The sequence below is a fragment of the Nostoc cf. edaphicum LEGE 07299 genome (assembly GCF_015207245.1).
Lineage (GTDB): Bacteria > Cyanobacteriota > Cyanobacteriia > Cyanobacteriales > Nostocaceae > Nostoc > Nostoc edaphicum_B.
This window is the reverse complement of record NZ_JADEXF010000286.1, coordinates 1-5672: the sequence shown is the minus strand read 5'-3', so window position 1 is coordinate 5672 and position 5672 is coordinate 1. Positions and strand designations below refer to the sequence as shown.

Annotated in this window: 8 protein-coding genes; 7 read left to right on the top strand and 1 reads right to left on the bottom strand. The window is 41.0% G+C overall.

Going from position 1 to position 5672, the window contains the following annotated elements; all coding sequences use genetic code 11:
- Positions 1 to 48: 48 nt before the first annotated feature.
- The 3 genes from IQ229_RS10655 (at position 49) to IQ229_RS10645 (ending at position 2303) form a co-directional block, all read left to right on the top strand.
- Positions 49 to 1230, top strand: coding sequence for a GNAT family N-acetyltransferase (locus tag IQ229_RS10655; protein ID WP_194043504.1), 1182 nt, complete (start codon positions 49 to 51; stop codon positions 1228 to 1230).
- Between the two features lie 61 nt (positions 1231 to 1291).
- Positions 1292 to 1780 carry a pentapeptide repeat-containing protein gene (locus IQ229_RS10650; protein WP_194043500.1) on the top strand — a complete coding sequence of 163 codons (489 nt, stop codon included), beginning with the start codon at positions 1292 to 1294 and terminating at the stop codon, positions 1778 to 1780.
- A gap of 139 nt (positions 1781 to 1919) precedes the next feature.
- Complete coding sequence (locus tag IQ229_RS10645; protein WP_194043502.1) at positions 1920 to 2303, top strand: DUF4346 domain-containing protein; 384 nt, start codon at positions 1920 to 1922, stop codon at positions 2301 to 2303.
- An 82-nt stretch (positions 2304 to 2385) separates the two neighbouring features.
- Here the strand turns inward: IQ229_RS10645 and psb32 are convergent, their stop codons facing one another.
- The gene (gene psb32, locus IQ229_RS10640) at positions 2386 to 3123 is read right to left on the bottom strand and encodes a photosystem II repair protein Psb32 (RefSeq protein WP_194043498.1); all 738 of its coding nucleotides are present in this window, start codon (positions 3121 to 3123) and stop codon (positions 2386 to 2388) included.
- A 495-nt stretch (positions 3124 to 3618) separates the two neighbouring features.
- Between psb32 and surE the strand changes: the two genes are divergently transcribed.
- The 4 genes from surE to IQ229_RS10620 form a co-directional block, all read left to right on the top strand.
- Positions 3619 to 4299 carry a 5'/3'-nucleotidase SurE gene (surE, locus tag IQ229_RS10635; protein WP_194043496.1) on the top strand — a complete coding sequence of 227 codons (681 nt, stop codon included), beginning with the start codon at positions 3619 to 3621 and terminating at the stop codon, positions 4297 to 4299.
- An 81-nt stretch (positions 4300 to 4380) separates the two neighbouring features.
- Entirely contained in the window at positions 4381 to 4542 is a 162-nt protein-coding gene (locus IQ229_RS10630) for a hypothetical protein (protein WP_194043506.1), read from the top strand.
- 86 nt (positions 4543 to 4628) lie between these two features.
- The gene (locus IQ229_RS10625) at positions 4629 to 5303 is read left to right on the top strand and encodes a PAP/fibrillin family protein (RefSeq protein ID WP_194043494.1); all 675 of its coding nucleotides are present in this window, start codon (positions 4629 to 4631) and stop codon (positions 5301 to 5303) included.
- Between the two features lie 2 nt (positions 5304 to 5305).
- Positions 5306 to 5672, top strand: a 367-nt coding sequence (locus tag IQ229_RS10620; RefSeq protein ID WP_228013370.1) for an MOSC domain-containing protein, incomplete at its 3' end; no start/stop codon positions are given.

The following is a 5672-nucleotide window of genomic DNA, read 5'->3' as shown; positions in this document are numbered from 1 at the left end:
CCACTCCCTACTCCCTACTCCCTACTCCCTACTCCCTACTCCTCTAAGATGGTGGAACAACTTAAGCCTCGCTATTCTGTCGTTTGGACGAACAAAATCGCTGAAGTACCCCAAAATGCCTGGAATGCTTTGGCAATGCCACTCAAAACGCCATTTTTAGAATGGGAGTGGCTGAATAATCTCGAAACTTCCCAGAGTGTTACGGCTAAAACTGGTTGGTTGCCAAATCACTTGACATTGTGGCGAGATAAAACGCTGATTGCTGCTGCGCCACTTTATCTTAAAGGACATAGTTCTGGTGAATTTGTTTTCGATCACCAATGGGCAGAGTTAGCCGATCGCATCGGAGTCCAATATTACCCAAAATTGCTGGGAATGACACCATTTACCCCAGCAGAAGGTTATCGCTTCTTAATCGCCCCAGGAGAAGATGAGGATGAAATCACAGCGCTGATGGTGCATGAAATTGACACTTTTTGCTCTAAAAATCGGATTTCTGGGTGTCATTTTCTCTACGTCGATCCCCAATGGCGTCCGATGTTAGAACGGCATGGCTTTACAACTTGGCTGCACCACAGCTATGTCTGGGAAAATGCTGGTTTTAAAACTTTTGATGATTACTTGAAGGTGTTTAACGCTAATCAGCGCCGCAATATCAAGCGGGAACGCAAAGCTGTGGAAAAAGCAGGTTTACGATTGCAACCGCTGAGTGGCGATCAAATTCCTCAGTCTTTGTTTCCCTTGATGCACCAATTCTATGCTGACACCTGTGATAAGTTTGGCTGGTGGGGTAGCAAGTATCTCACACGGAGATTTTTTGAGCAGCTACACACCGATTATCGCCATCGAGTCTTGTTTATTGCTGCATATAGTGAGGAAGATGATTCTCATCCTTTAGGAATGTCTTTTTGTTTATTTAAAGATGACAAACTCTACGGACGCTATTGGGGAAGTTTTCAAGAAATAGATTGCTTACATTTTGATGCTTGCTATTATGCGCCGATTGAGTGGGCGATCGCTAACGGTATCCAAATTTTTGACCCTGGCGCGGGTGGGCGACACAAAAAACGCCGTGGTTTCCCCGCTATGCCCAATCACAGTCTGCATCGCTTTTACAATAATCGTTTAGGACAAATTATCCGTCCCTATATTAAGGAAGTGAATCAACTCGAACAGCAGCAGATTGAGGTAATTAATGCAGAGTTGCCATTTAGTGAGAAAAATATTTGAGGAAAAGGAACTACTTTCGTAACATCACTGCGTAAGTCCTAATAAGTTCAGGAAAATATTTATGGCTCATGTGAATCGTGATGAGTTGATTAGAAGATATGCTGCTGGGGAAAGAAACTTTTCTGGAGTCAACTTGGACGTAGATTTGTCGGGGATTGATCTGAGCGGTGCTGACTTGACTGGGAATAATATGGAGGAGTTCTATCTTGCTAGTGCTATTTTGAAGGCAGTTAGTTTAGTTAATGCCAAATTGTTTGAAGCCTGTCTGAATAGTGCCGATTTGACCGAAGCCGATCTTAGAGGAGCAGACTTGCGACGTGCTAGCATCAATGTTGCTAACCTGACTAATACAGACTTGAGAGGAGCGAGATTTCACAACACTAGCTTCCATAAGGCTGATTTAATCGGGGCTAACTTGAGCAGAACTGATTTGGGGGGATGCGACTTCTGGGAAGCTGATTTGACTGGAGCTAATTTGGAAGGAGCTAATTTGCGTCGCACTACTTTTCGTAACACCATCATGCCAGATGGCACTATTCGGAATAATTAAGTCTAGTTCTCTGATTTTCTTTTAAGTAAAAGAAATCAAAAATATCTGAAAGATATCAAGAAGACTAAGGAAGATAGGAATTACACTTGATATAGAGTGTAAAAACCCTCAAGAAAGAAAATTTCTTTTTATAATGCTTATGGATTTAATAATTGAAGATTTAGTTGCAATTGATGATAAACTTTCCCAGCGTCATATTGACCTCGATCCCGGTGGATATTTTATTATTTACTTAGATCGAGACGCAGGGTTAATTTATGCCAAGCATTTTACCAATGTGATTGACGATCGCGGTTTAGCTGTCGATCCCGAAACGGGAAAGGTAATTCCGGCGCGACAAAAGGTAGAACGAACTCATACAACAGTTTTTAGCGCTAGAACGGCGAAAGAACTTTGCGTGAAAATTTTTGAAGAAACTCAGCCCTCTCCTGTAACTCAATTAGATCATGCAGCTTATTTAGGTCGAGAATTTGTCCGGGCTGAGGTAGCTTTAGTTACAGGGCAAGAATATGTTCAAGATTAAGCCAATTTTAGATTTTAGATTTTAGATTTTTCTTTCAATCCAAAATCCAAAATTAAAAATCTAAAATTGAACAACTCTGCCATTACCCATTAGATGAGGGCTGATTTATCTGATAGATATAGTAAGTTGCCATTGGGATAACGGTGGCAGCGATTAACAATCCTACTACCCAAGCAGTAGCATTACCCTGGTTGGTTTCTTCTGCTTTCTTGAAAGTACCTCCAACCTGCACTTTGTCAGTTATTTGGGGTGGCCCTGGATCGGCTTTGCCAGAGAGAACGGCGACAAGGCGATCGCTTGCATCGAGAAATGCCTGATTGTATTTGTCACCATTGCGTAACGGTACACTTACTGTTTCAGTAGCTATACTCTCGGCAATAGAGTCAGTAAGCATTGGCTTGACTCCATCCCCCGTAATAATGGCAGTACCATTGGTAACAGTATCAAGAACCAACAAGGTTTGATTAGCTTGGGCTGCTTTTGTCGGAAACCATTTTTCAAACAGTTCTTTAGTAAAGCTTTCTGGTGTTTCACCGTAGTCGAGTCGGCGAACAGTAACAATTCTGACTTCCTTATCTGTTTGCTTTGCCAAATCCTTAAAAGCGCTGCTAATCTTACCTTCATTCAGACGGCTGATGACTTCACCTTGATCCAAAACCCAGGTGTCATTCCCTGCTGTCAGACTGGGTATTTGATACACACCTGTGGCTAAAGCAGGTGTAGCAAATAGCGAGGCTGCGAAAATAACCGTCACCAAAGGTAGAATTAGCCAGATGAGGTGTTTTTGACTGCTAAAAACTTGTTTGAGGAGCTGTTTCATCGTGTGATCCCTAAGACAGACTTGCACCAAAAATACTACAGAACCACTGCAAAAATCACCTCGTTCCCGATTTTCTTCAGTGTAAAATTTCTGATATTCCCAGCAAATATGTATATTGTACGGGATTTTTGATTACACAAACTTGTTCTGAGGGCGGTTGCAAGCATTAACCTGGCGCTAAACCCCTTACTAGTCACAAGAAACACCGCCCATTTTGGGAGTTAATCCAAATGCTGAGGGCGGAATTTGCAAACCATCTAGAAATCATATCGCATGATTTATATTTTGTTCAACAACGCCATATTTTTTCATATCTGCGAGTAGCTTTTCCTGACGTACTCATTAGATATCTGAGTGAAAAAGAATGTCAAGACGTTATCCTGCTAGCTCTCTACAAGGGTTCTAGACAATGCATATTTAGTTTCTAGAGATGTCTATGTGATGGTTTATATCTGCATTTTTCTGATATTTTAGCTAAATCAATATCATATATACATGACTATACTTTTAACTAACGACGATGGCATTGATGCCCCCGGTATCCAAGCGCTGCTTAAAGCTGTAAATGGCAAAAATTCTATTATCGCAGCTCCTGCCGATCATCAGTCTGGCTGTGGACATCAAGTTACTACTACTCATGCTATCAACCTCCAGCGGCGTTCTGAGACTGAGTATGCGATCGCAGGTACTCCCGCTGATTGCGTGAGAATTGCAATAACACAAATCCCCGCAGATGTCAAATTTGTACTTTCAGGTATCAACGCTGGGGGAAATTTGGGAGTCGATGCTTATATTTCTGGCACAGTTGCCGCCGTGCGAGAAGCCGCGATGCACGGTATTCCCGGAGTTGCCATTTCTCAGTATCGCAAAGCCAAGCTGAATTTTGATTGGGATCTGGCTGCCAAATTCACAACTGAAGTTTTAGCGGATTTACTCAAGCGTCCCTTAGAGCCAGGAAGCTTCTGGAATGTGAATCTACCGCATCTGCAACCAGGAGAACCAGATCCTGAAGTGGTATTTTGCCAAGCTTGTACAAAACCTTTGCCCGTGAACTATCGAATTGAAGGCGATAATTTTTATTATGTAGGGGAATATGGCAAACGCGATCGCACTCCTGGCAGCGATGTAGATGTATGTTTTTCCGGTAATATTGCCGTCACCCAGTTAAGAGTTTGATATCAGCCATCAGTTAATAGTTAACTGTTACCAACTTTTAGTGGATATTGAGGAGAGCTTGTAGGAATATTAATTAATCTTATGGGTATTGTTGGTGCGATCGCGATCGAAATTTTCAAGGATTTAAAATCTGGTAAAGTTTCAGTGGTACTGAACAAGGCGGGTGAGAGTAGCTGGTTGCTCCCTACTTTTTCCCAAGCGGATATCGATACGCAAATTCCCACCCCACAACTCATTGACTAATCTCATCTAGATAATTTAAGTTTTATGCGGGAAGTGCATAAAACTTGAACTCAAATAATAGGATATGTAAAGGAAAATTCTTACCATTGAACAATCAACTTTTAATTAAGGAAAAATTACAAGCAAAACTTGAGAATATTCAAAGTAAGAGCAACGGCTCTCCCATTACCGATTTGCAGCTAGACAAAACCTTAGCCGCAGAAATTGAACAATTGACAACGGAACTGGAGAGCGTCAATCCCAATCTCAATCCTCTTCTCTATGCTACTTCTTTGCTAGAGGGAGCTTGGCAACTGCAATACTCCACAGCTAGAGAAATACGTTCTTTAGCTTCTCTTCCATTGGGATTAAAGCTGGGTAAAGTTTATCAAGTGATTGATGTTGCAAATAAATTGTTTTTCAATCTAGCGAAAGTTCAACATCCTCTGGGGTTAGTATCGGGATATGTCAAAGTGACAGCTAGCTTTGAGCCAGCCAAAGAAGATTTAGAGCCTCTACAGAACAAACGTATCAACGTCTATTTTGAGAAACGCTATCTATCAATTGAGAAGATTCTTGGCATTAATACTCCCCAGCTTAACCCATTTAAGGTTGTTTCAGCTAATAATCCTACTAGTAGAACTGCCACATTGGATATTACTTACTTAGATGAAAACTTAAGAATTGGACGTGGAGGAGATGGAAGTTTATTCATTCTTAGTAAATCTGATAATTTACCTGATTCACCTCCTCAATTTAAAATTTATCGTGCCGCTGAATGAATATGACTTTCTCAATCATGCATCTTTTCAGCAAAGTAAAACCAAGCTCTGAGATGGTAGAGCTTAAAACATTAAATTTAAAAGTAAGTCATGGTATAGAAGGAGATATTAATGCCGATCCTATAAGCCCCAGGCAAATTTTAATTGTTAGGTATGAAGATATTTTAGACTTATCAATTAAACCAGGAGAATTGCGAGAAAATATTGTAGTTCAAGGTTTAGAATTTGAGACATTTATTCCTGGCTCTTTGCTAACCTTTGAAAGTGGTGCGGCAATTCGGCTCACTTTTCACTGCGAACCATGTAAGCGCATAGCTCACTTGGTAGAATCATTAAAAAGCATCCAAGATAAAAGAGGAATTTTAGGTG

Excerpts from the sequence above, each read along its gene's own strand:
- surE (WP_194043496.1), top strand. The coding sequence starts at position 3,619 with ATGACTATACTTTTAACTAACGACGATGGCATTGATGCCCCCGGTATC.
- IQ229_RS10645 (WP_194043502.1), top strand. The coding sequence starts at position 1,920 with ATGGATTTAATAATTGAAGATTTAGTTGCAATTGATGATAAACTTTCC.
- IQ229_RS10650 (WP_194043500.1), top strand. The coding sequence starts at position 1,292 with ATGGCTCATGTGAATCGTGATGAGTTGATTAGAAGATATGCTGCTGGG.
- IQ229_RS10655 (WP_194043504.1), top strand. The coding sequence starts at position 49 with ATGGTGGAACAACTTAAGCCTCGCTATTCTGTCGTTTGGACGAACAAA.
- IQ229_RS10630 (WP_194043506.1), top strand. The coding sequence starts at position 4,381 with ATGGGTATTGTTGGTGCGATCGCGATCGAAATTTTCAAGGATTTAAAA.
- psb32 (WP_194043498.1), bottom strand. The coding sequence starts at position 3,123 with ATGAAACAGCTCCTCAAACAAGTTTTTAGCAGTCAAAAACACCTCATC.